21 protein-coding genes are annotated in these 24,645 nt (G+C 44.7%); 11 read left to right on the forward strand and 10 right to left on the reverse strand.

The annotated features are described in order from the left end of the window. Positions 1-80: 80 nt before the first annotated feature. A complete protein-coding gene (locus QTN95_RS05655; protein ID WP_331416675.1) occupies positions 81-2,399 on the forward strand; it encodes a Tex family protein in 2,319 nt (772 codons plus the stop codon). Positions 2,400-2,499: 100 nt separating this feature from the next. Here QTN95_RS05655 and QTN95_RS05660 read toward each other — a convergent pair whose 3' ends face one another. Together QTN95_RS05660 and bioH are read right to left on the reverse strand one after the other, a co-directional pair. After that, positions 2,500-2,970 (reverse strand): ATP-dependent Lon protease, encoded by a 471-nt coding sequence (locus QTN95_RS05660; protein WP_138972921.1) that lies wholly within the window; start codon positions 2,968-2,970, stop codon positions 2,500-2,502. A gap of 110 nt (positions 2,971-3,080) precedes the next feature. Then, positions 3,081-3,887, reverse strand: coding sequence for a pimeloyl-ACP methyl ester esterase BioH (gene bioH / locus QTN95_RS05665; protein ID WP_331416676.1), 807 nt, complete (start codon positions 3,885-3,887; stop codon positions 3,081-3,083). Between the two features lie 59 nt (positions 3,888-3,946). Between bioH and QTN95_RS05670 the strand changes: the two genes are divergently transcribed. The 4 genes from QTN95_RS05670 to cysQ all read left to right on the forward strand — a co-directional run bounded on the left by QTN95_RS05670 (position 3,947) and on the right by cysQ (position 6,885). Next, positions 3,947-4,651, forward strand: coding sequence for a ComF family protein (locus QTN95_RS05670; RefSeq protein ID WP_331416677.1), 705 nt, complete (start codon positions 3,947-3,949; stop codon positions 4,649-4,651). Positions 4,652-4,737: 86 nt separating this feature from the next. Next, positions 4,738-5,325, forward strand: a complete 588-nt coding sequence (nfuA, locus tag QTN95_RS05675; protein WP_138972923.1) for a Fe-S biogenesis protein NfuA — start codon at positions 4,738-4,740, stop codon at positions 5,323-5,325. A gap of 123 nt (positions 5,326-5,448) precedes the next feature. After that, positions 5,449-5,997: an ADP compounds hydrolase NudE gene (nudE, locus tag QTN95_RS05680; protein WP_138972924.1), complete on the forward strand. Its 549-nt coding sequence runs from the start codon at positions 5,449-5,451 to the stop codon at positions 5,995-5,997. A 60-nt stretch (positions 5,998-6,057) separates the two neighbouring features. Beyond that, positions 6,058-6,885, forward strand: a complete 828-nt coding sequence (gene cysQ / locus QTN95_RS05685; protein WP_138972925.1) for a 3'(2'),5'-bisphosphate nucleotidase CysQ — start codon at positions 6,058-6,060, stop codon at positions 6,883-6,885. A 115-nt stretch (positions 6,886-7,000) separates the two neighbouring features. On the opposite strand, the gene recG is transcribed toward cysQ, so the two are convergent. The 5 genes from recG to gmk all read right to left on the reverse strand — a co-directional run bounded on the left by recG (position 7,001) and on the right by gmk (position 13,333). Next, positions 7,001-9,079, reverse strand: coding sequence for an ATP-dependent DNA helicase RecG (recG, locus tag QTN95_RS05690; RefSeq protein WP_331416678.1), 2,079 nt, complete (start codon positions 9,077-9,079; stop codon positions 7,001-7,003). A gap of 274 nt (positions 9,080-9,353) precedes the next feature. Further along, positions 9,354-10,037, reverse strand: coding sequence for a tRNA (guanosine(18)-2'-O)-methyltransferase TrmH (trmH, locus tag QTN95_RS05695; protein ID WP_138972927.1), 684 nt, complete (start codon positions 10,035-10,037; stop codon positions 9,354-9,356). A 67-nt stretch (positions 10,038-10,104) separates the two neighbouring features. Further along, complete coding sequence (spoT, locus tag QTN95_RS05700) at positions 10,105-12,225, reverse strand: bifunctional GTP diphosphokinase/guanosine-3',5'-bis pyrophosphate 3'-pyrophosphohydrolase (RefSeq protein ID WP_331416679.1); 2,121 nt, start codon at positions 12,223-12,225, stop codon at positions 10,105-10,107. A 40-nt stretch (positions 12,226-12,265) separates the two neighbouring features. Beyond that, positions 12,266-12,538, reverse strand: coding sequence for a DNA-directed RNA polymerase subunit omega (gene rpoZ, locus QTN95_RS05705; RefSeq protein WP_004410883.1), 273 nt, complete (start codon positions 12,536-12,538; stop codon positions 12,266-12,268). Positions 12,539-12,709: 171 nt separating this feature from the next. Then, on the reverse strand, positions 12,710-13,333 hold the full coding sequence (gmk, locus tag QTN95_RS05710) for a guanylate kinase (protein WP_138972929.1): 624 nt from the start codon (positions 13,331-13,333) through the stop codon (positions 12,710-12,712). Between the two features lie 516 nt (positions 13,334-13,849). On the opposite strand from gmk, the gene QTN95_RS05715 reads away from it, so the two are divergent. The 6 genes from QTN95_RS05715 (at position 13,850) to QTN95_RS05740 (ending at position 21,622) form a co-directional block, all read left to right on the forward strand. Beyond that, on the forward strand, positions 13,850-15,682 hold the full coding sequence (locus tag QTN95_RS05715; RefSeq protein WP_331416680.1) for a DUF1800 domain-containing protein: 1,833 nt from the start codon (positions 13,850-13,852) through the stop codon (positions 15,680-15,682). Between the two features lie 4 nt (positions 15,683-15,686). Next, positions 15,687-17,000, forward strand: coding sequence for a DUF1501 domain-containing protein (locus QTN95_RS05720; RefSeq protein WP_331416681.1), 1,314 nt, complete (start codon positions 15,687-15,689; stop codon positions 16,998-17,000). A 124-nt stretch (positions 17,001-17,124) separates the two neighbouring features. Further along, positions 17,125-17,550: a phosphate-starvation-inducible protein PsiE gene (locus tag QTN95_RS05725; RefSeq protein ID WP_331416682.1), complete on the forward strand. Its 426-nt coding sequence runs from the start codon at positions 17,125-17,127 to the stop codon at positions 17,548-17,550. Positions 17,551-17,924: 374 nt separating this feature from the next. Continuing rightward, a complete protein-coding gene (locus QTN95_RS05730) occupies positions 17,925-19,280 on the forward strand; it encodes a diguanylate cyclase domain-containing protein (RefSeq protein WP_331416683.1) in 1,356 nt (451 codons plus the stop codon). Continuing rightward, positions 19,267-20,583, forward strand: coding sequence for a glycosyltransferase family 2 protein (locus QTN95_RS05735; RefSeq protein WP_331416684.1), 1,317 nt, complete (start codon positions 19,267-19,269; stop codon positions 20,581-20,583). Before QTN95_RS05730 ends, QTN95_RS05735 begins: the two co-directional genes overlap by 14 nt. A gap of 1 nt (position 20,584) precedes the next feature. Continuing rightward, a complete protein-coding gene (locus QTN95_RS05740; RefSeq protein WP_331416685.1) occupies positions 20,585-21,622 on the forward strand; it encodes an HlyD family secretion protein in 1,038 nt (345 codons plus the stop codon). Between the two features lie 410 nt (positions 21,623-22,032). On the opposite strand, the gene QTN95_RS05745 is transcribed toward QTN95_RS05740, so the two are convergent. From QTN95_RS05745 to QTN95_RS05755, 3 genes are all read right to left on the reverse strand, one after another. Continuing rightward, a complete protein-coding gene (locus QTN95_RS05745) occupies positions 22,033-23,271 on the reverse strand; it encodes a type II toxin-antitoxin system HipA family toxin (protein ID WP_331416686.1) in 1,239 nt (412 codons plus the stop codon). 14 nt (positions 23,272-23,285) lie between these two features. Beyond that, positions 23,286-23,600, reverse strand: a complete 315-nt coding sequence (locus QTN95_RS05750) for a helix-turn-helix domain-containing protein (protein WP_331416687.1) — start codon at positions 23,598-23,600, stop codon at positions 23,286-23,288. Between the two features lie 159 nt (positions 23,601-23,759). Next, complete coding sequence (locus tag QTN95_RS05755) at positions 23,760-24,632, reverse strand: hypothetical protein (RefSeq protein WP_331416688.1); 873 nt, start codon at positions 24,630-24,632, stop codon at positions 23,760-23,762. Positions 24,633-24,645: the final 13 nt, after the last annotated feature.

Below are 24,645 nucleotides of genomic sequence, written 5' to 3' on the forward strand. Positions count from 1 at the left end.
TAGCGGTAGCAAAAAGTGTTGGTTTTTACCTTTGTTACCCCAATATATTAGACGTTTAACTTAGAAAAGAGATTCAACGGATGAGCCAAGCTATCTGTAATTTGATTGCTCAGGAACTCAATGTTCGCCCTGAGCAAGTCACTGCGGCTGTTAACCTGATTGATGATGGTAATACCGTTCCGTTTATCGCGCGTTATCGTAAAGAGGTGACAGGTGGTTTAGATGATACTCAGCTGCGAAACCTAGATAGTCGCTTATCCTATTTGCGTGAGCTAGACGAACGTCGCCAAACTATCCTGAAGTCGATTCAGGATCAGGGAAAAATGACGCCTGAGCTAGAAGCTGAAATACATCAGGCAGATAGTAAAACTCGCCTAGAAGATCTTTACCTGCCGTACAAACCAAAACGTCGCACTAAGGGACAGATTGCGATTGAAGCGGGACTTGAGCCGCTAGCCGATAAACTGTGGAATGAGCCGCAAACCGATCCCGAAGTTGAGGCGGCGGGTTACATCTCTGCCGAGAACGGCATTGAAGATACTAAAGCTGCGTTGGATGGCGCTCGTGCGATCGTGATGGAACGCATTGCAGAAGATGCGAACTTGCTAGAAAAAATTCGTCACCACCTTAACCGCAATGCTGAGTTGGTATCTCGTGTTGTCGCAGGAAAAGAGCAAGAAGGTGAGAAGTTTAAAGACTACTTTGAGCACAATGAAGCCCTAAACAAAGTCCCTTCGCATCGTGCATTGGCGATGTTGCGCGGCCGCAACGAAGGCTTCTTAACCTTGGCGATGAACGCAGATCCGGCGCAAGATGAAGGTGTCCGTCAATCGTATTGTGAGACGATTATTAGTGACCACTATGGTATTTCATTAAGTAGCGCTCCAGCTGATGCTTGGCGCAAACAGGTGATCAGTTGGGCATGGCGCATCAAGGTGTCTATGCATATGGAAACCGAGTTGATGGGCGCGATGAAAGAGCGCGCAGAGATTGAAGCCATCGAAGTGTTTGCTACTAATCTCAAAGACTTGTTAATGGCGGCTCCGGCTGGTCCTCGTGCGACATTGGGCCTTGACCCTGGCTTACGTACTGGCTCCAAAATTGCGGTTGTAGACTCGACTGGTAAAGTCTTGGCGACAGAAACGATTTATCCTCATCCTCCGCAAAAACAGTACGATAAATCGGCGCAAATTGTTGATGCTTTGGTACGTAAATACAATGTTGACTTGATTGCGATTGGCAATGGTACTGCTTCACGTGAAACGGACAGTTTCGTGGCTGATCTTATTAAGCGTGGCAATCTTAAAGTCCAGAAGGTCATGGTCAGCGAAGCGGGCGCTTCGGTTTACTCTGCATCTGAGTTGGCGGCGAATGAATTCCCTAATCTTGATGTTTCATTGCGGGGCGCGGTGTCTATCGCCCGTCGTCTGCAAGACCCGCTTGCTGAGTTAGTGAAAATCGATCCTAAATCTATAGGTGTTGGTCAGTATCAGCATGATGTGAGTCAGTCGATGCTGGCTAAACGACTTGATGCGGTAGTTGAAGACTGTGTGAACGCGGTGGGTGTTGATGTCAATACGGCATCGCCGGCACTTCTTACTCGAGTTGCAGGTCTATCAAGCACTATTGCACAAAACATCGTTGATTATCGTGATGCGAATGGCCGTTTTGAAGCGCGCTCGACCCTTAAAAAAGTGGCACGTTTAGGGCCTAAAGCCTTTGAACAGTGTGCTGGTTTCTTGCGTATTATGGATGGTAAGAACCCGCTTGATGCCTCTTCGGTTCACCCAGAAGCGTATCCAGTCGTTAAAGCCATTGCAGAGAAAAACCAAAAAGATATCAAAGCTCTGATTGGTGACACTCAGTTCCTACGTGGTCTGCATGCGGTGGATTACACCGATGAAAACTTTGGTGTGCCAACGGTTACTGACATCATTAAAGAGCTTGATAAGCCAGGTCGTGACCCTCGTCCAGAGTTTAAGACGGCGACCTTTGCTGATGGCGTTAATGAGGTATCCGACTTAGAGATTGGAATGTTTTTGGAAGGCGTGGTTTCCAACGTGGCTAACTTTGGTGCCTTTGTCGATATCGGTGTTCATCAAGATGGTTTGGTTCATATTTCTGCTTTAACTGACCGTTTTGTCTCTGACCCGCGTGAAGTGGTCAAGGCCGGTGATATTGTTAAAGTGAAGGTCATGGAAGTCGATGTTCAACGCAAACGAATCGCGCTTTCTATGCGTCTCAATGATGAGCCGGGACAAGACAATCGAGCTCAGCGTTCTGCGTCGCCGCGTGGGCAGCAGCGCCAGACACAGGGTAGCCAAAGTCGTCGTGATGAGTCACAGAACAATGCGATGGGTGGTGCGTTTGCCGCAGCCTTTGCCAAAGCCAAACGCTAATTGAGTCACCACAAGTAAGAGAAAAAGCAAATCCCCGCAGTAGAGATACTGGCGGGGATTTTTTCGGCATTACTTAATCGAAGTAAACCTCGATTGAGTACTACAACACCGCAATTACATCAGAAGGTGTATTGGGAGCAACCGCATCGCCGTAATGGAATTTAATTACGGTTCTACGTTTAGCCATTTTCCCTTCTGTTATCGCCGCATCGATTATGCGTTTCGGCAAGCGAAAACGCATGGCGTAGCCTTTACCTTGATGTTCGCTGTAACTGTCTAGCGCCAGCAACTGAAATAGCCTTTCGAGTGTGTCCTTGGGCTCTTCCTGATAGAGCGAAATTGCTTCACCACTTTGTTCCGCCTCATAGCTTGGGTGCTCAGAAGGATCCCATGATGATTGCTTTCGCCGTTTATCGTCCGCTGTTACCTTTCGTTCTGCGTTGCTCTTGGTCAATGCAATCGTAGGAGCAACAGGTTCGCGAACTTTGTTGTCGCGTGCCGCTTGTTCCGTTTGCACATTAACCGATGGGGCGATGAGTGGAACACTTACGTTCGTAGGTGATACGAGCATATTTTATCTCCTCACGCCCAACCTAGAGAGTTGTCACTCCGTTCGGTTAGTCTATTTATCGACCAATTTAGTCAGATGTTTAGCGACGTTTACAATTTGTTGTACAAACCCTATTTTTGGGTGTCTTGAGAAACAAAAAGCAGCACTTGCTGGCAGAAGTTACCCAACTCCGTCATAAAAGGGGCGTGAGAGGAGTCAGAAAAGACATATTGGTCGCTGTGTGGTATTAAGCGCTCCACGTCACTGGCGACTTTGATTGGAACTAATCCATCTAGCCGCCCATATAGGCGAAGAACGGGAATCGTCAGTCGTCCTAGTTCCGCTCGGTAGTCAATGTCTGCTAGGAGTTTGAGCCCAGCCAGCAGCGCATCTGGGTTGGGAGTAGGGCGCGATAACACGGCTTTTTTAAGCTCCTTTACGTCTTGTCTTGCAGATGGACTGCCCATTGCCTGCAATGCCATAAATCGCTCAATAGTAAGTTGAAAATCCTCGACTAGCTGTTCAGTAAAGGCGCTAAGAACATTTGGCTGAATACCTCGCCAAGGACGCTCAGCGGCAAATTTCGGTGAGCTTGCGACAGTGATCAGTTTGGTGACTCGTAGGGGGTGGTTTAGCGCAATATGTGTTGTTAGGAGACCACCTAGTGACCAGCCGATCCAAGTCGCGTGTTGTGGCGCGCTAGCAAGCACTTGCTGGGCAAGATCGTCCATGTTGATGAAGCTGGATTGGTGGCTATGGCCAAACCCTGGTAGGTCAACGACGTGCACGCGATAATGCTTGCTGAGTTCAGTCACGGTTTGTTGCCAAACTGCGCCATTCATTCCCCAGCCATGAATGAGGACGATATCCGCTCCTTCGCCACAACTGTGCCAATATAAAGCTTCGGTTTTGCTCTCAGTCTCTGCCACTTTTTCCATCCCTAAAATCCTTACTCTATCGCCACAATTAGAATGTCATCGTTGTTTGGAGTTGGGGTATGTTAGCGCAAAGGGTAGGAAAATACATCGCGGACCTGTTACCTGTGTATTGTGGTATATGCTCGCTGGAAGTGGACTCGACGACAGAGATTAAAGGTGTCTGTCGACATTGCAGCCAATATTTTGAGCCTTTACCACGTTGTCTGCGTTGTGGTTTGCCTATGGTTACCGAGGCGTTAGCTTGTGGTGAGTGCCTCAAGCGTCCACCCATTTGGCAACGAGTCTATTGCGTCGGAGATTACCAGTTTCCCCTATCCAATTACGTTTATCGCTATAAGTACCGAGGGCAATTTTGGTTGAGTGGTCAATTGTCTTCTATGCTGGCGGCAAGAATTGAACAACCAGCACAACTAGTGACCAGTGTGCCGATGCACTGGCGACGTTATTGGGTGCGCGGCTACAACCAAAGTGATTTGCTGGCGCAGGCGATAGCCCGCAAACTCAACGTATCTTATCAACCTCTTTTTAGGCGATTAAGAGCAACACCACCGCAAGCAGGATTAAGTAGAGTTGAACGAAAAGAGAACTTACTCAATGCGTTTGCTTTGCAAGGTCAACAAGCCCTCACGCAACATGTGGCAATTGTTGATGATGTTCTCACCACAGGTAGTACAGTGTATCATTTATGCAAACTACTGCTTGAAGCCGGAGTCAAAACCGTTGATATTTACTGCATCTGTCGGACTCCTGAACCCGCAAGTTAGCTGAATTTAACTAAAACGCTAGATCTCTCAGCTTTCAGGAGTAGAATGGTCAACTAATAGCCTACAAAATTACTCAGGTATTCGTCGTGTCAAATACAATTACTATTACTGAAACTGCCCAAAAACACTTTGCTAACCTATTGGAACAGCAACCTGACGGCACTAATATTCGTGTATTCGTTGTTAACCCTGGAACCCAGAATGCAGAGTGTGGTGTTTCTTACTGCCCACCTGAAGCCGTTGAAGCTACGGATACTGAGCTAGCTTTTGACGCTTTCTCTGCTTATGTCGATGAGTTAAGTCTTCCATTTCTAGAAGATGCAGAGATCGATTTTGTCACCGACAAAATGGGCTCACAACTTACTCTTAAAGCGCCTAATGCTAAAATGCGCAAAGTCTCTGATGATGCACCGCTCGTTGAGCGTGTCGAGTATGTCATTCAGACACAAGTGAACCCACAGCTTGCTGGCCACGGCGGTCACGTAAATCTTGTTGAGATCACCGAAGATGGCATTGCAATTGTTGCGTTTGGCGGTGGGTGTAATGGTTGTTCAATGGTTGACGTAACACTTAAAGAAGGCATCGAGAAAGAACTGCTACAACAGTTTGAAGGTGAATTGTCTGCCGTACGTGATGCAACGGAACACGATCGTGGTGAGCATTCTTACTACTAATTACGTTATTTAAACCGAATGAAATACATAGGGTTGGCCGTTGAGCTGACCCTTTTTTTTGTTTTCAAAGCGGACTAATTTCTCATATATTAAGAACTTCAATTTTTGCATAGGAGCAAGCTTGTGGCTAAAAGGACTCCACCAGAAATTCTGGCCAAGAATACGGTCGCGCAATCACGATTATTCGCTATTGAAGCGTTAGATCTCCGCTTTAGTAATGGTGAAACGCGCACTTATGAACGAATGAAACCTAGTGGTCGCAATGCTGTGATGATGGTACCTGTGACGGCGCAAGGGGATATTTTACTTGTTCGTGAGTATGCCGCAGGAACTGAGCGTTATGAGCTTGGCTTTCCGAAAGGACTGATTGATGCTGGCGAATCACCGCAACAAGCGGCTGTGCGTGAATTGAAAGAAGAAATAGGTTTTGGTGCTCATAAACTTACTCCTTTAAAAGAGGTGGTGCTTGCCCCATCCTATTTCTCCAGCAAAATGACCCTATTCATTGCAGAGGATCTATACTCAGAGCAATTGGAAGGTGATGAACCTGAACCGTTAGAAGTGGTTCGTTGGCCTTTAGCACAAGCTGAAGAGTTGCTAACGCACCTCGATTTTAGTGAAGCGCGGAGTATTACTGCGTTGTTGCTAGCTCTACAAAGACTAAAACCATAATCAACGCCCCCTCAATTTAGACAACAGGGAAGCAGATACGTAGAGCGCTAAGGATTTTTTATGCCAATAACAGAAGACTATTCGCATCATTTACCTGCAGTGATAGAGATTGCTCGTTCAGCAGGGCAATTGATTCTCGATATTTATGAGAAAAAAGAGTACGAAGAGTACACCAAGAGTGACGAGACGCCTGTTACCAGCGCAGATATCGCCGCACATAAGCTGATTGTAGAGAAACTGTCTGATCTTACCCCTAATATCCCAGTTTTATCAGAAGAGGCGGCAGACATTAGTCTGGAGAAGCGTTCACAGTGGAATTGCTATTGGTTAGTGGATCCACTCGATGGTACACAAGAGTTTATTGCCCGTAGTGGAGACTTTGCGACCATTATTGCGCTGGTGGAGAACCATAAGCCCGTTATGGGAGTGGTTTATGGCCCTGTTTCAGGTGTTACTTATTACGCCTATCAAGGCAAAGGCGCGTGGAAGATCCCGGATCTTAGCGAAAGTGTGCGTATTAAGGCTCATCAACATGACGGTAAGGCGAGTCCAATTGCGATCGCGATTAGTCGCCGTCAGGATATTAACCGTATTACCAATCGAATGAGCAGTAGTTGGAACTATGATTTGATTCCTCTTGGCTCAGCTGCGCTTAAAGCATGTTTAGTTGCTGAAGGGGCTGTGGATTGTTATTTGCGTCTAGGTCCGACGGGTGAATGGGATACAGCGGCCACTCAGTGTATTGTTGAGGAAGCGGGGGGAAGAATTTTAAGTACGCTCCTTGAACCCTTGTCATACAACGAACGAGATACATTAGAGAACCCGAATTTTATCGTGCTAGGTGATGAGAGCCTACCGTGGGATGAGATTTTGCAAGTTAAAGACTAGTTTCAAGCTTCTAGCCGCGAGCTTCGAGAAGGAGAGCTTGATATGATTGCTCTCTACGATAACTTCTCGTAGCTCGTAGCTCGTAGCTCGTAGCTCGTAGCTCGTAGCTCTTCTCTTACGCCTTCGAATACACATCTCTCTCTCCTAACCAGCGATCTATGATTGCGGCGGCATTGTCGGGATAGTTGTCATGAATATGGCGTGCGATACGCTGAACTTCGGGGATTAAGCGTTGATCTCGTACCAAATCGGCAATTTTGAAATTCGCCATTCCTGTCTGTTTGGTCCCGAGTAACTCGCCTGGACCACGTATTTCCAGATCTTTTTGTGCAATCACAAACCCATCGTTGCTTTCTCTGAGCACACCTAAGCGTTTTTGAGCGGTTTTCGATAGTGGTGAGTGATAGAGCAGAACACAGTGGCTTGCGACGCTACCACGTCCAACACGGCCTCTCAACTGGTGAAGTTGGGCCAAACCTAGACGTTCTGGGTTTTCGATAATCATCAAGCTTGAATTTGGCACATCTACACCAACTTCAATGACTGTGGTTGCCACTAACAGATGGAGCTTATTGTCTTTAAAATCCTGCATCACAGCTTGTTTTTCTGCCGGTTTCATTCGTCCATGTACCAAGCCAATTTTTACGTCAGGTAGCTTTCGTTGTAGCTCTTCCGCGGTGTCCGCGGCCGCTTGTGCTTCAAGGACCTCAGACTCATCAATCAGGGTACAGACCCAGTATGCTTGTTTGCCTTCATTGAGACAGGCGTTTCGTACACGATTAATGATGTCATCGCGTTTCGTATCGGGTATCGCTACGGTCTGAATCGGCGTTCTACCTGGAGGCAGTTCATCGATAACTGATGTTTCTAGATCCGCATAAGCGGTCATGGCTAAAGTACGTGGAATAGGTGTAGCCGTCATAATCAACTGATGCGGATAGGCGCCTTGCTTGGCGCCTTTTTCACGCAGTTCAAGCCTCTGGTGAACACCAAAACGGTGTTGCTCATCAATAATCACAAGCGCTAAGTGATCAAATGCCACATGTTCTTGAAACAGAGCGTGGGTACCCACGACCATTTGTGCTTCTCCACTGGCGATCTTAGCCAGTTCAGTTTCTTTGGCTTTGCCTTTTAGTTTTCCTGCTAGCCAGCCGACTTTTATGCCCATCGGTTCCAACCAGTTGGCAAAATTGAGCGCGTGTTGCTCCGCGAGCAGTTCCGTTGGTGCCATTAGCGCAACCTGATAACCGTGCTCAAGTGCGCGTAGTGCGGCAAGGGCAGCAACTAAAGTCTTACCAGACCCAACATCTCCCTGTACCAAGCGCATCATTGGGTGTGCTTTTTCTAAGTCCTGTTCTATTTCTTGTACGACACGTGTTTGAGCATTGGTGGGTGAAAAAGGCAGTTGATCAAGTAATTGCTGTTTGAACTTATTGCTGGCAGGTAAAGGTAGTGCCGCATCCTGCTGTCCTTTACTACGCACAGATAGCATAGAGAGATTCTGTGCCAATAACTCTTCCATAATGAGGCGAATTTGTGCAGGGTGTTTACCTTGGTCAAATTGCTCCAGATCGATACTTGGAGGTGGTCGATGAATGGTGTGAAGTGCTTGAGCTAGCGTTGTTTGATGGTCATAGAGTCCGCTAGGAAGCAGCTCTTGAACAGCGCTTTTATCGAGTAGCTCTAACGCCTGATCCGCTAGGTTACGTAGTGTAATTTGTCTAAGGCCATCTGTAGTCGGGTAGACAGGGGTCAGAGTCTGCTCAACTTCAGCCGTTTGATTGGGTGTATAGAATTTGTAGTCTGGGTGAACAATCTCTAGACCATAACCTCCACGCTTAATTTCTCCATAGGCGTGAACCATCTTGCCTTGGCTAAAGTTGTTCTTCATCGCCGCAGTGAAATTAAAGAAGCGCAGGGTGATTGTGCCGTTTCCATCACTTATTTTGACCGTTAACATTTTCCGTTTCCCAAACAGTGTATCAACACTCATCACGGTTCCTTGCACTGCTGCCCATAGGCCTGCATGCAATTTAACGATGGGATAGATTCGGGTGCGATCTTCATAACGCAAAGGTAAATGAAAAAGCAGATCTTGGACGGAGTTGAGCCCTATTTTAGCAAGCTTTTCTGCGACTTTGGCACCGACGCCAGTCAGTGAAGTCAGGGGAATGGCAGATAAGAGTTGGGACATAACTAAGCTCGCTAAGTTATTCAATCGGTTAGTAAGGCTATCAGCATTAATAGTTAACCATTGGACTGTGTTTTTGTACAGGAAAAAATGAAGGGCGAAGATCGGGCTGCGCCCTGAGAGAATCGAGATCGGACTTCGTCCTTCGAAAGGAGCTTGTGGTGAGTGAGTCGAAAATTGCAGGCAGCGTCGGCTAATCTTTTAGTCTAATTATCTGAATTTAAAGGAAAAGGGCTGGTATGCAATGTCAACCCTCCCAAGATTTTCTCGCTACTCGCTACTTCTTCTGCATTTCCTTCCACCACTCGTCATCTGCGACAATTTGCCCTTGGTCATCAAGAGGCGGGTAAGGCAATTTCTTTCGTTTGGCTACTTTCGCGAGCACAGGGTGGCCGCGTTCAAACAGCAGGCGGTTGATGGTTTCTTCAGGAACGGAACTGATTTCATTGTCATACATACCCGCGGCTTGGCGTTGGCGTTGTGCTTCATAGAGAATGACGGCACTAGCGACAGATACGTTGAGTGACTGAACCATACCAACCATAGGGATGATGATGTCTTGGTCGGCCATTTTCTTAGCTTGCTCAGAAGCACCTACTTTCTCACTGCCCAGAATGATGGCGGTTGGCTTGGTGTAATCAATGTCACGGAAGTCGACCGCTGATTCGGACAGATTGGTCACCAGAACCTGCATTCCTTGAGATTTAAGCTCGCTGATTGCTTGCTCGATTGAATCATGGGTTTCGACATCTACCCAGTTACGTGCACCTGCTGAAGTATGGCTAAGTGTTCGCATTTTGTTTGGCCAGACAGCATGTATCTTATGAATGCCCGTCGCATCTGCGGTTCGAATAATCGCTGAGACGTTATTGGGCTTATGGACTTCTTCAAGGCACAGAGTCAGGTCAGACTGACGAGCTTTAAGTACTTGTTGGATGCGGTTGTAGCGTTCTAAATTCATAATCTTATACAAAACAAAAGCCCTTGAAACGGTGATTTCAAGGGCAGTGGATAATCAAATCGGAGTCTTAGTTCTTACGTCGACGAACTTTAAGCGTCTGCGGCATCGCTTTTATCTTACGCATAATTCCTGCAAGATGGACGCGATCTTTGGTCGTGAGCAATACCGTGACTGTATACAAGCGACCATCTCGTTCTTCTGTCGACAGACCATGAATGTTTGAGCCGGTCTTAGAGATAACGTTGGTCAGCTCTGCCAATGCGCCTTGACGATTTTGTACGTCTACCGTCACTTCGGTAATGAACTCTTTATCGTAATCTTTCGACCACTCAACAGCCATGTACTTGTCAGGCTCTTTTTGATATCCACGTACGTTAGGACACATTTCACGGTGAACCACGAGGCCGCGACCAGGTGATACGTGAGCAATAATGTGATCATCTGGGATAGGGTGACAACAGTTGGCAAAGGTGAGCAAGATGCCTTCAGCTCCACGGATTGGCAGCTTTTTCTTGTTGCCATTATTGCCATTATCAACTTCAGTAAGTTCATCGGCATCGCCTAACAGTCGACGGGCAATAACGATACTCATCAGTTCACCCAGACCAATATCAGCAAGCAAATCTTCAATTGTTGCGATTTTTAGGTCACCGAGAACATGAGCGATGTTCTCTTCGCTTACATCCGATAGAGAGCGTTCACCAAGAGCGTGGTTTAGTAAACGACGACCAAGCGTAATCGACTCTTCACGGCGCATGGTTTTAAGAACCTGACGGATCTTAGTGCGAGCACGCGAGGTAACAACATAGTTGAGCCAAGCTGCGTTAGGGCGAGCGCCCGGAGCACTGATGATCTCGATAGTCTGACCGTTTTTCAGCGATTTACTAAGCGGGTATGGATTGCGATCGACACGTGCACCAACACAGGTATTACCTACATCAGTGTGTACCGCGTAAGCAAAGTCTACCGCAGTTGCGCCAACAGGAAGTTCGACAATACGGCCTTTCGGCGTAAAGACGTAAATCTCATCAGGGAACAGATCAGATTTGACGTTTTCAATGAACTCAAATGAGTTGCCGGCGCTTTGTTGTAGCTCCAGTAGGCTTTGCATCCAACGTTGAGCTTTCACTTGAGCAGTAGTGCCAGTGCGCTCTCCGTTACCTTTGTATGACCAGTGGGCTGCGACACCTTTGTCCGCCATTTGATCCATATCTTCGGTACGGATTTGTACTTCTACGGGTACCCCATGAGGGCCAACCATAGAGGTATGAATGGATTGGTAGCCATTCGCCTTTGGTACCGCGATGTAGTCTTTCATACGCCCTGGACGTGGCTTGTAAAGACTGTGTACCTGACCTAGCACTCGGTAGCAGGTATCTGCATCTTCAACGACAACACGGAAAGCGTAGATGTCCATAATGGTATGGAATCGTTGCTCTTTGGTCTTCATCTTGTTGTAGATGGAGAAGAGGTTTTTCTCTCGACCAAATACACGTGCGTTCAGACCTACCTCTTCGAGGCGACCTTCAATCTCATCGTGGATGCGCTGAATCATCTCTTTACGGTTACCACGAGCCGATTTTACTACCTCTTTTAGTACGCGATAGCGATTAGGGTAGAGGGCTTCAAAACCAAGTTCTTCGAGTTCAGTTTTGATGTTGTGGATACCAAGGCGGTGTGCCAATGGAGAGTAGATCTCAAGAGTCTCACGTGCGATGCGGCGCTTTTTGTCTGGGCGAAGTGCGCCCAAAGTGCGCATATTGTGTGTGCGGTCAGCGAGTTTGATGAGAATAACGCGAATGTCTTGCACCATGGCAAGCACCATCTTGCGGAAGTTTTCAGCCTGAGCTTCCTTGCGATCGCGAAACTTGAGCTTATCAAGCTTAGAAACGCCATCCACGAGCTCCGCAACCGTAGTACCAAATTGAGACTCTAACTCTTCTTTGGAGACTTCAGTGTCTTCAATGACATCATGTAGCAGAGCGGCTTGTAGCGTCTCGATGTCTAGGCGCATTTCAGCCAGAATACGAGCAACAGCAACAGGGTGGATGATATATGGTTCACCGCTAGAGCGGGTTTGCCCTTCATGGGCGTCTTTCGCTACCACATAAGATTGACGCAGAGCCTCAATTTGAGGCTCTGTTAGATATTCTTGGGCAACGTCTTTGAGGCTATCAAATAGATACAAATTTTAGGCCCGGAAGATAGTTGTTATAGAGAAGCGTTAATTAACGGCTGTGAGCGATGCTGCTAACAGCGGCTAGTTCAGCGGCTTCTTGCTCTTGCTGCTCTTGACGCTCACGTGCATCAAGGATCTCTTTAGTGATAAGACCTTCTTCGATCTCGCGCAGAGCGATAACCGTTTGCTTATCATTCTCTTCTGGCACTAGTGAATCTTTGCCACCAGTTTGCATTTGACGAGCGCGGCGTGCCGCAATTAGAACTAGGTCGAAACGGTTGCCTACTTTTTCAACAGCGTCTTGAACAGTTACGCGTGCCATGAGAACTCCAAATTAGTTAACTTAAATTTTGAATGACGAGAAATTATACAGGGAGAGTGGCTTAGATGCTAGTCACTAGTTACGAGCCACTGGTTTGTTGAAACTCTCGCCTATTGGTTAATGGAACTATTATCTTTTCGAAACTCGAAACTCGAAGTTCGAAACTACAACTTATTCAGCTAAAAGAGCATCCAGCATGCCTTTATATTTATCAGCTTGCTTGTCTTGCTTCAATCTTTCTGCGCGAATGATGGCCTTAAAATCCATTAGTGCGTTGTCGAAATCGTCATTAACGATCACGTAGTCGTACTCACTATAATGTGAAATTTCAGACTTTGCTTCTGCCATACGCTTGGCAATCACAGCATCGCTGTCTTGACCACGCGCGTTAAGGCGACGCTCTAGTTCACCATTTGATGGTGGCAGGATAAATAGGCTTTTTGCCAATGGCATTTGTTCACGGATCTGACGAGCACCTTGCCAGTCAATATCTAGAAAAACATCGATGCCTTTTTTTAGGTTGTCTTCAATCCAAACGCGAGAGGTGCCGTAGTAGTTCCCGAATACTTCTGCATATTCTAGAAACTCACCTTTTTCAATCAGCTCTTCAAAGAGCTCTTTTTGTACAAAGTGATAGTGGACACCATCTTGCTCACCTGGACGCATACCTCGAGTTGTATGTGATACCGACACTTTCATCGCGTAGGTTGGGTTGGTTTCTAGCATGGCCGAAATCAGACTAGATTTTCCCGCACCGCTTGGTGCAGATACGATATAGAGAGTGCCTTTACCCATAGGGACGATTCCATATTTGGTTTGATGACCGTCAGTATCTAATGACTGACATATTAAAGATAGCACTGACCCACTAAAACACCGAAGTGGTTAAATTTAGGCCAGAAAAATGGAGGCGAAGAGTAGCATAATCTATCATTCAGAAACAAGTGTCTGGGCCTTTGGGCTTCCTTTGTCACTCTTGGCGGTTAGTCCGGCTGATATTACGTATTTTCTTGTTGCGGGGATATTTCTTATGAGCTGTGCATGGTTGTATTGCTTATGGTTCGGAATATTCCTGTAGGCTTAATCTTATTTACTGAACTTGGAGTGATTTTGCTTCATATCTCTACTTAATTAAGTTGTTTGTCAGTAATTAGGCTGTGAATATTTATCGCCAATGTGGGTGAACAACAAAGTACATCAAGCCCAATCATCAAGGTCGTTGCTATCGCGTTCCTTTCGGTCTACCTTCTCTGTTATCGCTCATATTTCACTAGTTATTGATATTAAGTGTTAAGAGTGATGTTACGTGATATGAAAAAGAGCCTTCACTGCTTTCTATGCCTAAGTGCTTTGTTATTACAAGGCTGCTTAGATCAATCGGAGCAAGAACAGAGAGGTGTCAACCAGTCTCCTGTCGCTAGAGACTATACCCATCAACAACAATTGAAATACGGACAACCAGTATCTATCGATCCAAATTCAGTCGGGAGTGATACAGATGGGGATAACTTGCAGTTTGCATCGCTTGAAGCCGGGGATGGTGTTTCGATTAGCATCGCTGGCAATGGCAGTGCCAGAATTACTCTTCTATCTCCGGGGACACATAAGGTTTCCTTTACCTTGAGTGATGGGAAGTCCGAGTCCCGATCAGCGAATCTCACTTTCTCAAGTAATGGCGTTGATATCCAGCAAGCTCATCGGTTTTTTTTACAGTCCACCTTTGGCCCCACTCAAGAAGATATAGAAAATGCCACTCAACTTCAGCCATTAGATTGGATAGAGGCGCAGTTTGAACTGCCAGCAACGCTCCATTCACCGTTAACCCCTAATTGGGAACATGAAGAGCGTAATGACGCATGGTTTAAGTTAAGCCTTTATGCGCCAGACCAATTACGTCAGCGAGTCGCATTTGCTTTAAGTGAGATGTTTGTGGTCTCACAGTTTGGAGTGTTAGCAAAACGACCAGCTGCAGCAATCTCGTATTACGATGCCTTGGTTGAGGGGGCATTTGGTAACTATCGAGATCTGCTCGAAACGGTTTCTCTGCACCCTGCGATGGGGCTTTATCTTACACTGGTTAACAGTCGTAAGATGAATGAGGCGAAGGGCTCTATGCCTGACGAAAACTATGCTCGTGAAGTGATGCAGCTATTTAGTATTGGTCTATATGAGCTGAACTCGGATGGCACACTACAGAGAGATAGCGAGGGGAACACCATCCCAACCTACACTCAAAAAGATATCCTAAATGTCGCCCGTGTATTTACAGGTTGGCGAATGGGCGCAAACCATACCGTTCCCATGGTAGCAGAGCCCACCCACCACGATACAGGTAGAAAGCAGGTGTTGGGTCATTCGTTTGCTGCTGAGCAAACCGCCTTAGAAGATATGCGTCAGATGCTGGATATACTGTTTGAGCATTCCAACACGCCTGTTTTTTTTGCCAAGCACATGATCCAGAGGTTAGTCACATCGAATCCTTCTCCCGCCTATGTTGAAAGGGTTGCTGGGGCATTTATTGATAATGGCAAAGGAGTACGTGGAGACATCAAAGCGGTTGTCAAAGCCACTTTATTAGATGAAGAAGCCCTAGGTGTTTCTGATGTGGCGCAGCCGATTAAATTCAAAGAGCCAATCGTTGCTATTCTCAACCTGTATCGCGCTAACCTGAGTTTATCGAACGATCCCACAGTGAGCTTGACTTCATTGACTGACTATCCAGCTGTTAGTGGTAGTAAATATGCCTACAACCCCGCGGGTCAAGGACCATTGCGTTCGCCATCAGTGTTTAACTTCTTTTCTCCTGACTATCAGATTGGCACAGAGCGTAAATTGTCCCCAGAAGCTGAGCTTCTTACTTGGTCAACATATAGCACTACCTATAACTATATGCGCAAATATATCAGGGGCAAAAACGTGACTGGCCAGCCTGATCTTAGCTACTTTACTCAGCATTTCGATGACCCGGATAAGTTAATTAAAGCCATTGGCGATCTCTATTTTGGTAACAGTATTGAACCTGTCCTTGAGGCTGAACTTCGAACAACTATTCAGGATGGTGTCAATGCGTCTAGTTATGACTTTTACGCAGAAAGGTTGGCAGAGCTGGTTGTGAGTTCCGAAGAGTTTTTTATACAGGATTAATGTTATGTCGCTATCAAGAAGAACCTTTATCAAGGGCCTAGGCGCAACAACTATGGTGTCTCAGTTTGGTTGGGCTACACCATCGGTGAACTTAAATGACTATCGAGCATTAGTGTGTGTTTTCCTCAGTGGTGGTAATGATGGCTTTAATACAATTATTCCGATGGACGATGCTCATTATTCTGAGTACGCATCGATAAGAGAGTCGATCAAAATCGAAAAAAATGACTTACTGCCAACCAATCTAACTTGTTTTGATAATGATGGTATGGAAGTTCAGTTGGGTCTTCATCCCGCAATGACTGGGATACAAGAGTTATCTAATCGAGGCTATGTTAACGCTGTGATTAATTGTGGAGTGCTCAAGCAACCAATGGAGCGAGGGGACAATGGTAGCGAACCGAGCATGTTGTTCTCGCATAACTCCCAATCTCAAGAGTGGTTAAGAGGGAATGCTGCTGATCGGGCACTGCCGAGTGGTTGGGGGGCGCGCTTAATGCAGCAGCTACTATTAACCAGTAATCATTCGCCACTATACAGTTTCTCGGGTAACTCTCGATTGTTTCGTGGTGGCATCAAATCGAATAGTTTATCTCCCTCCGGTGCTAAAGGTATGACAATGCACCGCAGAACATTAGAGCAGTTTAAAAACACTTTAGACAATCCACGTCCTGAATATTTTAGAGAGTATATGCGTGGTTTGATGCGTGATAGTGTTTACGCTAGTGAGCAGCTCAACGCTATTTTAGAGGTAGAGTCGCCGGATCCTTATGGGGCATTGCGGTTAGATACTGAAAACTCACTGAGTTTGCAGTTGGATGCGGTGGTTAAGTTTATCGATAGCAGGGTCGTTTTAGGTCAGAACCGCCAGATCTATTACGTCAATCTTGGAGGCTTTGATACCCACGCGAATCAGGTGAGTGATCACCATATTTTGCTGGAGAACTTCAGCCGCGCGATGAAGAACTTTTACGATATATTGGATGCGAAGGGGCTAGCTACACAAGTTACCAGTGTCACTATGTCAGATTTTGGCCGCCGTATTGTCCCGAATCATACGGGAACTGATCATGGCTGGGGCAACAATCACTTTATTATTGGAGGCGCACCTTTTACATCGAATACGACAGGAGTGTGGCCATCATTAGTTCCAGGCAGCCGAGATGATTTTTCAACCGGGCGTTTAATACCAACTACGTCTGTTGATCAAATTGGCGCGACTATGGCCCAGTGGCTTGGTGTTCAAGACTCCCAGTTAACAGCGGTATTTCCAAATTTAGATAAATTCACTCCATCGATACTCTCTTTGTTCGCTTGATAGAGAGAAGACCTATCCAAAGCTAAGGCAAAAATCGACTAAAGGATGAGCGGAATCTAACCTCTTTTGGTACTTCGCGTGATAAACTACTTATTGAATTAATGTCTTATCGAGAAAAGAGGTTATGCCTTCCAATCTACCTAAATCTTTCAGTAAACCATTTCTCAAGAGTTTTCACGTTTTAGAAGCTGTCCTCTTGATTGCGATAACGTTAGCGACCTTGTTTGCTATGGTGGAAGAGTTTGTTCATGTCTTTACTGAGAAACGTGTTTTACTGACAGACATTCTATTGATGTTCATCTATCTAGAAGTACTGGCGATGGTGAAACAATTCGTGATGAACGGTAAGATTCCTGTACGCTATCCTATATACATTGCTATGATGGCAATAGCTCGTTACATCACATTAGGTATGAAGGAGCTTGATGCGACTCTCGTTGTTTGGCTTTCTATTGCTGCATTTATTCTAGCCGCTGCCACTTTAGTGATTCGAGTTGGTCATCACTATTGGCCTTATGTTGATCACACGACAGAAAAGAAGGATGAGTAGACACTAATCCACTTCTTCATCTCTTGTATCTTCAGGCTAGGAGCAAACATCTATGCTTCTAGCTTTGTGAAAGCGTAAGTCTCAGGTTACGTTTTTGCTTCCTTAAGATCTCAAAAAAGCTAAATTTTTGTATGTAAATATAAAAAAATCGCATGTTTCACATATGAGACATTTCTTATGTCCTAATCTGCCGTCACACAATTTGCTGCCGCTACACCAATAGTTTAATTTAGTGGTGGTACGACGTTCTTTAAAGTATATTTTCACGATAGACTCTCAGACTGTGAGCTAGACTTAGTCTGATCGTCAAGGTTCGGTTGTTATGTGTTTACAAATGCACCACACGCATTTCCACTACTGTTTAGAGACGATGTATGCCTTCTACTACCTTCCTATATTGGATTGGAAATCAGCCTCAGCAAACCACTGAGTTTGATCAAATTGTTTATGTTGAATCCTTAGAGCAACTGCCGGAGAAGATTGGCGGAGCAGTCTGTTTTGACTTCACCGAACCTGACAAATTAGATGATGCCATCAAGACGTTTTATCACAACCGCTGGCGTTGGTCTTGGTCGCTATTTACTACACAGAAAACGTCGTTCTCTGACTGTACAACAGATGGGCTCTTTGAGCCCGATCTTTGGACCTCGGTTACGAAAGAGGCCGAACGACGGTTATCTATGACGGCTGACATTGAGCTGCTTGATCCACTAATAGGTTGGTTGAGTTTAAATCGAGAGCGTAAGGTGTTGTGTAATAAGGATGTTCACTCAACTTCACTTTATCGCTACCCGATTATTGAAGCGCTGTACCCTGAATTAGAGTCAACGTATCGATTTGTTTTAGCAGAAAAAAATCGAAGTATTCTTGACGCGGAACAGTTGGTAGATCGTATCCGAGTTTGCTCAACGTGTAATAGTGGCCATCTCAATTATGTCGATGTGTGCCCAAGTTGTTCTAGTATTGATATTGAATCACAAAGCTCTTTGCACTGTTTTACATGCGGGCATGTTGATGATCAGCAGAGTTTTCTTCGTCGTGGGAAGCTTGAGTGTCCGAAATGTATGACTCAATTGCGCCACATAGGGGTGGATTACGACAGACCGTTAGAAAATCATAAGTGTAACAGCTGTTCCAACCTTTTCGTTGAAGCGGCAACCTTAACCCAGTGCATGAGCTGTGATAGCAAAGTACCAGTCAATGAACTTGTCGTAAGAAAAATATATCAGTATCGGTTAGGTGAGGCGGGAGAATATATTTTTAAACATGGAAAATCTCAGCAGGCACCTCAGTTATCGATCAAAGGCAAAGTTGAAAGTGGCTATTTCCAAAACCTACTGAGCTGGGTGAATAAAGTGGCGATACGTCATAAGGAAGAACATCTGTTGCTGGCCCTCTATCTTCCTTCCCTTGGCGACTACGGTAAACAATATGGAGATGCAAAGTTATTTGCATTGATAGAGCAGATCACTACGCGCTTGAGCAGCCTTTTCCGCGACACGGACATTTGCTGTCAGTACAAGCAGGATGTATTGCTAGTATTGATGCCAAATACGACAAAGCAGAGCTTATCCGCTCTTCAATCAAAGCTTTCAGAGTTGAGTGAGTTGATTGAGGAAGACGATTTTGAGATGAATGTGCATGTAAGAAGTATTCCCGAGCCTGAGTTAAGTGTTGATGTTGAGCATTGGTTAGAGACCTTACTGAGAGATATCTATGCTGCAGGATAGTTTAGTTCTACTTGACTACCTCAAGGGAATGCTACTGCATAATCAAGAGCTTTGGTTACTGATTTTTCCTCTGATGATTGTTATCGAGTTGCCACTCTATCTATTGGTTTTAACTGGAATTTTCCGTTGGGCATATCGTCCTCAGCCTCCGGAGCCAACATCGTTCCCATCAGTGAGCTTTGTGATTACGTGCTACGGTGAAGGGGAAGCTATTGGTATTACCATAGATACTTTGGCTGAACAGGTTTATCCAGGTTTAATCGAAATACTGGCCGTAGTTGATGGCGCTGTACAAAATCGGGATACCTATCAGGCAGCGGTAGATGGAGTGAAGCGTCATGCTGGTCGGCATAACAGAATTGTTCGAGTTGTACCTAAATGGCAGCGTGGTGGGCGTGTCTCGACACTGAATGCGGGACTATCGGTGGCCTGCGGAGAAATCGTGATAAATGTCGATGGCGACACTTCATTTGATAACGACATGGTCTTTACCATGATGAAACAATTTAACTCATCAAACGTTATTGCGAGTGGCGGTGCGTTGCGTGTGCGAAATCACGATAAAAACCTGCTGACGAAAATGCAATCACTGGAATACATGCTCTCCATGCAAGCTGGTAAAACAGGAATGGCTAAATGGGGAGTTTTGAACAATATATCTGGTGCGTTTGGCGCGTTCCGTAAGAACATACTTCGTCAAGTGGGGGGATGGGATACCCATACCGCGGAAGATCTCGATTTAACCATGCGCCTTAAACAGTATAAGCGTCGATACCCACAAAACCAGTTGGCGTTTGCTACCCAAGCAATAGGGCATACAGATGTTCCAGACACCCTAAAAGGCTTAGTTCTGCAGAGATTGAGATGGGATGGTGACTTATTGTTTCTCTTTCTTCGTAAGCACAAGCAGGGTTTAACACCTGCGTTGCTTGGGTGGGGGAACTTTATTTTCACTTTAGCCTACGGCGTTATTCAAAATGTTCTTCTACCTCTTCTGGTGGTGTTTTTTACGCTGTTTATGATCGTCAGTTACCCATTGCCGTTTGTTATCGCGTTGACGCTGATGCTTTATTGCGTCTACCTGTTTTTATCGTCGTTACTATTTATCGTTTACATAGGCCTGATTTCAGAGCGAAAGATTCAGGACTTAAAGGATGCAAAATGGTTATTGATTTACCCAATATATCAATACTGTATGCGCTTGATTACTGCATTCTCAATGATCAATGAAGTTATAAGACGAAGCCATGAAGAGTCGAGTATGGCACCTTGGTGGGTGCTGAAAAAAGGTAAAAGATTTTAGTATGAAAGTGAATTTTCATTTAGAAAAGAAGGACAAACCACAGTCCGAAAATGGTATTAAAGTAGTCTATGGTCAAGCAAAGCGAGGAGGCTATCGTGTACGTTGGTATTTGATACTAGCGATAGTGGTCAGCCCTTTGCTAGCGATGGCGTATTATTTATTTCGTACTCAAGTTTTAGTTATTGCTCCAGCAATCCTTACCACTAGTCCCGTAACGATAAATGCCCCTCACCCAAGTGTGGTTGGCCCAATACCATCGATGGTGGGTAAAGCCGTGTTGGAAACAGAAACGCTGGTGTTACTAGACAACGATACTTTAGAGCAGCAGATCGACTTTATTCAACAGGAGTTACTTAAACTGCCACATCGGATCAACGACCAAGTGAAGAGCTTACATCTGCAAGCGATAAAAGAGTCGAAAGAAAGCTTGGAGAAAGTGAATGAAATCCGAGAGAAATATGCAACGTATCGTGCTAAGGGCCAAGTTTCTGATGTCGATTATGCTTCAATTATAAGCACTTACAATGCTCTAAATAGTCAACTCAATAATCAAAAGATTGCTTATGAAGAGGCAAAAAGCAAGCAAGCGGAGAGTGATTTGGCTGGTCCTGTCGCGGTCACATATCGTTCTTTAATGAAAGAAATGGTGGTATTGCGAGCAACTCAGAATAATTTGACGATAAAAGCCCCTTTTACTGGGCGCGTGATTGATGTGCATGTGCGTGAAGGAGAACAGGTGGATGTAGGAGACCCTTTGGTCACAGTATCTAAAAACATAACGCCAACGATCACCGCTTTCCTTGATCCAAAATTTCTTAAACACAGTCATTTAGGGAATAAAGCAACAGTCAAATTCCCTGATGGCAAAAAGTATCAAGCCACCGTTTCTAGTGCTGTAGAAGTTGTGAATAAACTACCGCCAGAGCTACAAAGTCCGTTTGAAGGCCAACCTGCTTATCTTAAAGTCACCTTAAGTTTTGATGAGAAACTAGAAGAGAAGCGTTGGATAGAAGGTGTAGAGGTTGAAGTCATATTTTAAATACTCTGATCGGCTTTGATGCGTAATTCGAGGCAACTAAATCAGACACTTACGATCTGAGTTGTGTGTGAAGTGATTCGTTGAATTAAAAGGCCCTAACATCTGCAAACCGATATGGACGGGAAAATAAAAAAGCCCTGTATTTACAAGCAAATAACAGGGCTTTTAAGACATTCTTGGACGGGTAGCTTGCTACCCAAGAATCTATTCGATGTTTTGGATCTGTTCGTTGAGTGTTTATTTTTTATTGTTTAAAAACAGTTTGTTAAAATTTATTTTGTGCTTTTGTGACGGTTTTACTACCCAATCTACTACCCGTTTGGTCTGGAGTAAGGGGGGAGATGTCACCAATTTACTTTTTATGTTCCTTTTCATCACTACCAATTTTACTTTATAAAATATCAGCATGATTAAAGCGTTATAAAACAATCTCTCAGTAGATCTCGTTCGCCTTTTGGTACGCCAGCTTTTTGTGCCAGATCTTCCCATCCTGAAACAGCATCAATGATTTGTTGATAAATTTCACGCGCTCTTTGTTCATCAATTTGAAAGTAATCTGCAACTTCAAATGCAAGAGCGACATCAAGAGCATTACTCGTGTCATCGATATTTAGGTGTAGGCCAGTAGCGTGTAGCGTAGGATTAATATCATAAGCTGGAGACAGTCGCCATCCTGTGGGTTCAAGAATAAAGCCATGATTTCTTAAATGATCATCACTATTTGATACCATAATATTGAATACTATACGTCTCCAGAGTTGTTCTAAATCCGCTTGGGTATTCGAACCGTGCTGTATTAGGAACTCAGCGATCTCTAGATAGCTTGCACCGTCATCGTGACCATCAAAGTACTCTAGTTGAGTCATCGCAGAACTAAAATGCAGTCTCTTACCATCTTTTGTTCTATCAAACCGTTCGGTTAAGAAGATATGATGATGTCCGATGGCTTCAGCTTTTGACTCTGCCATATTGATACCAGCCTTTAAAGCCATCTGATACACGATGAACTCCCATAATCCGATATCGTACTCGTCATAACGGCTAGGGAATTTGGCTAACCATAAGCTTTGATCCACATCTCTAATTGATGCTTTAGGGCGGGCTCCTCCTAAGGATGAGCCTGGAGATATCAGCATATTTAGCCATTTCAGGTAATCAGGATTATCTAAATCGGGAGTATTTTCAATTCCATTTGCAGCCTGTTGTAACTCTGGAAGGCAAGTGATTGCAGGTGCTGCTAGATCATCATTATTATCTAAGAAAGCACCATCTTTGGATGTGCGAAAGCGTAGAGCTCCCATTCGAAATGAATCATGCACCCCTAAAAGATAGTCGCTTTCAAATAATTTACGAGCTCGACGTTTTTCGTTTCGAGCGTAAACAGCCTCTCTCCGTTGCATTAAGAGACGACCCCATCGGTCTGGACAAGAGTCTAAAAATACTTTGAAATTTCTATCGTCTTCCGCATGTTGCTCTCCAATATATAGTTGTAGAGATGGGTCAATTTGACGTACATAGTCGGAGGTTAACCAGTCTTCATCGTAGCTAAAACTGAAATGCTCTTTTCCTCTGATTTCAGAAGAGCGCAATACACCGACGAGCATAGGGTCTGTTGATTCAATCCAATCAGCGTAAACGTAGATTTCCATATGTAAGGCTCTTATCACTTTTTCTTTAGTAATTCAATATCTTGGAGCTTTCTTCCTAACTCATCATCAAAGGCGACTTTGGCGATGTCATCCAATAAACCGAGAACTGAAAGTACATTGACATAGTGCCCGAGAGATACGGATGGATCTCCTTTGGTTATTTTTCGTAGTGTGGGCTTAGATATGCCAGTTCTGTTGTGCATCATATCTTGAGTTATTCCACGTCGCTTCATTGCTAACGTTATATTTTCCCCTAACGTACTTAAGACAGCCTGAGTCTTGGGGAAGATAACCGCAGTACGTTTAGCTTTAGCATTTTGATTCTTCATAGTGACACTAAATTTTCATTAAGTGTGATTTTATGAAATTATAGTTTCATTTTGTTGAAAGTCAAAAGATGTGCGTTATTGTCGGTGAGCGCTTTAGTGAAACTATATTTTTAATTTTTCACTTATAGTGAAACTATAGTTTCTTTTTAGATAGGATGCTTACCTCAAAACTTTAAACACTTGCTGCAAAACGACAGTGGGAATTGGTTGTTCAGCTTTCCATATGAGCTTTTTCAAGTCTAAGCGCAATCTATGAAGATACTCCATTAGCTTAAAATGTTCTTCCATCGTGAAAATACGGAGATGTGAGTCGATGGTTTTCTTATCTTCAGTACGCACCTGTCTATTATCTGGGTGAGTGACATCTATGAGAAATTCGCTGGCAAACTTCTGTGTGAGTTGTATAAAACTACGCAAACTGAGTTTGCCTTTGGGGGTAACTTTGGTATGAAAGCGAAGATAACCCCAGTCCTCTAACATGTCGATTAAATCAGAAAGTCGTCGAACGCTCATGTTGAGGTGTGTGGATAAAGTGGTTTTAGTTATTCCTAACCCGAGGTTGTAAGTGTCTACCTGACTGGCAAGGTACATGCAAACCAATATTGCCCCTTCTGCTTTTTCGTATCCTAATTGGAGCTCGCTTTTCCAAAATGTTTGGATGATTTTGTCATGGTTAATTTTCTTACCATCGAGAGAGTGAATTGGAAGATGACTGCGAGCAATGGGAGAAAAGGGCAAAAATATGATCGTTTTTTGCTCGGCTAAAAATGGGCACGATTCATACAGTTGTGTTTTAGCGAGCTCATCAATATTGTCAATTTTTGCTAGGTCGAGGAAATCTTTCTCCCTCGTGTTCTTCGTACGAACTAGTCTGTTATTTTTTTCATCATAAATACAAAAACTCTTTTTGACATCATACATATTTATAATGTTGATGATTTTTACATCGGATTCTTGCTGTTGTGATGTGCTTTCAGTTTGTATCGCTTTTTGTGAGATACATGAGTTTTCGGGTTGGTTTGAAGTCATCATTATAAGAGTCTCT

The sequence above is a fragment of the Vibrio sp. M260112 genome (assembly GCF_036533775.1).
Lineage (GTDB): Bacteria > Pseudomonadota > Gammaproteobacteria > Enterobacterales > Vibrionaceae > Vibrio.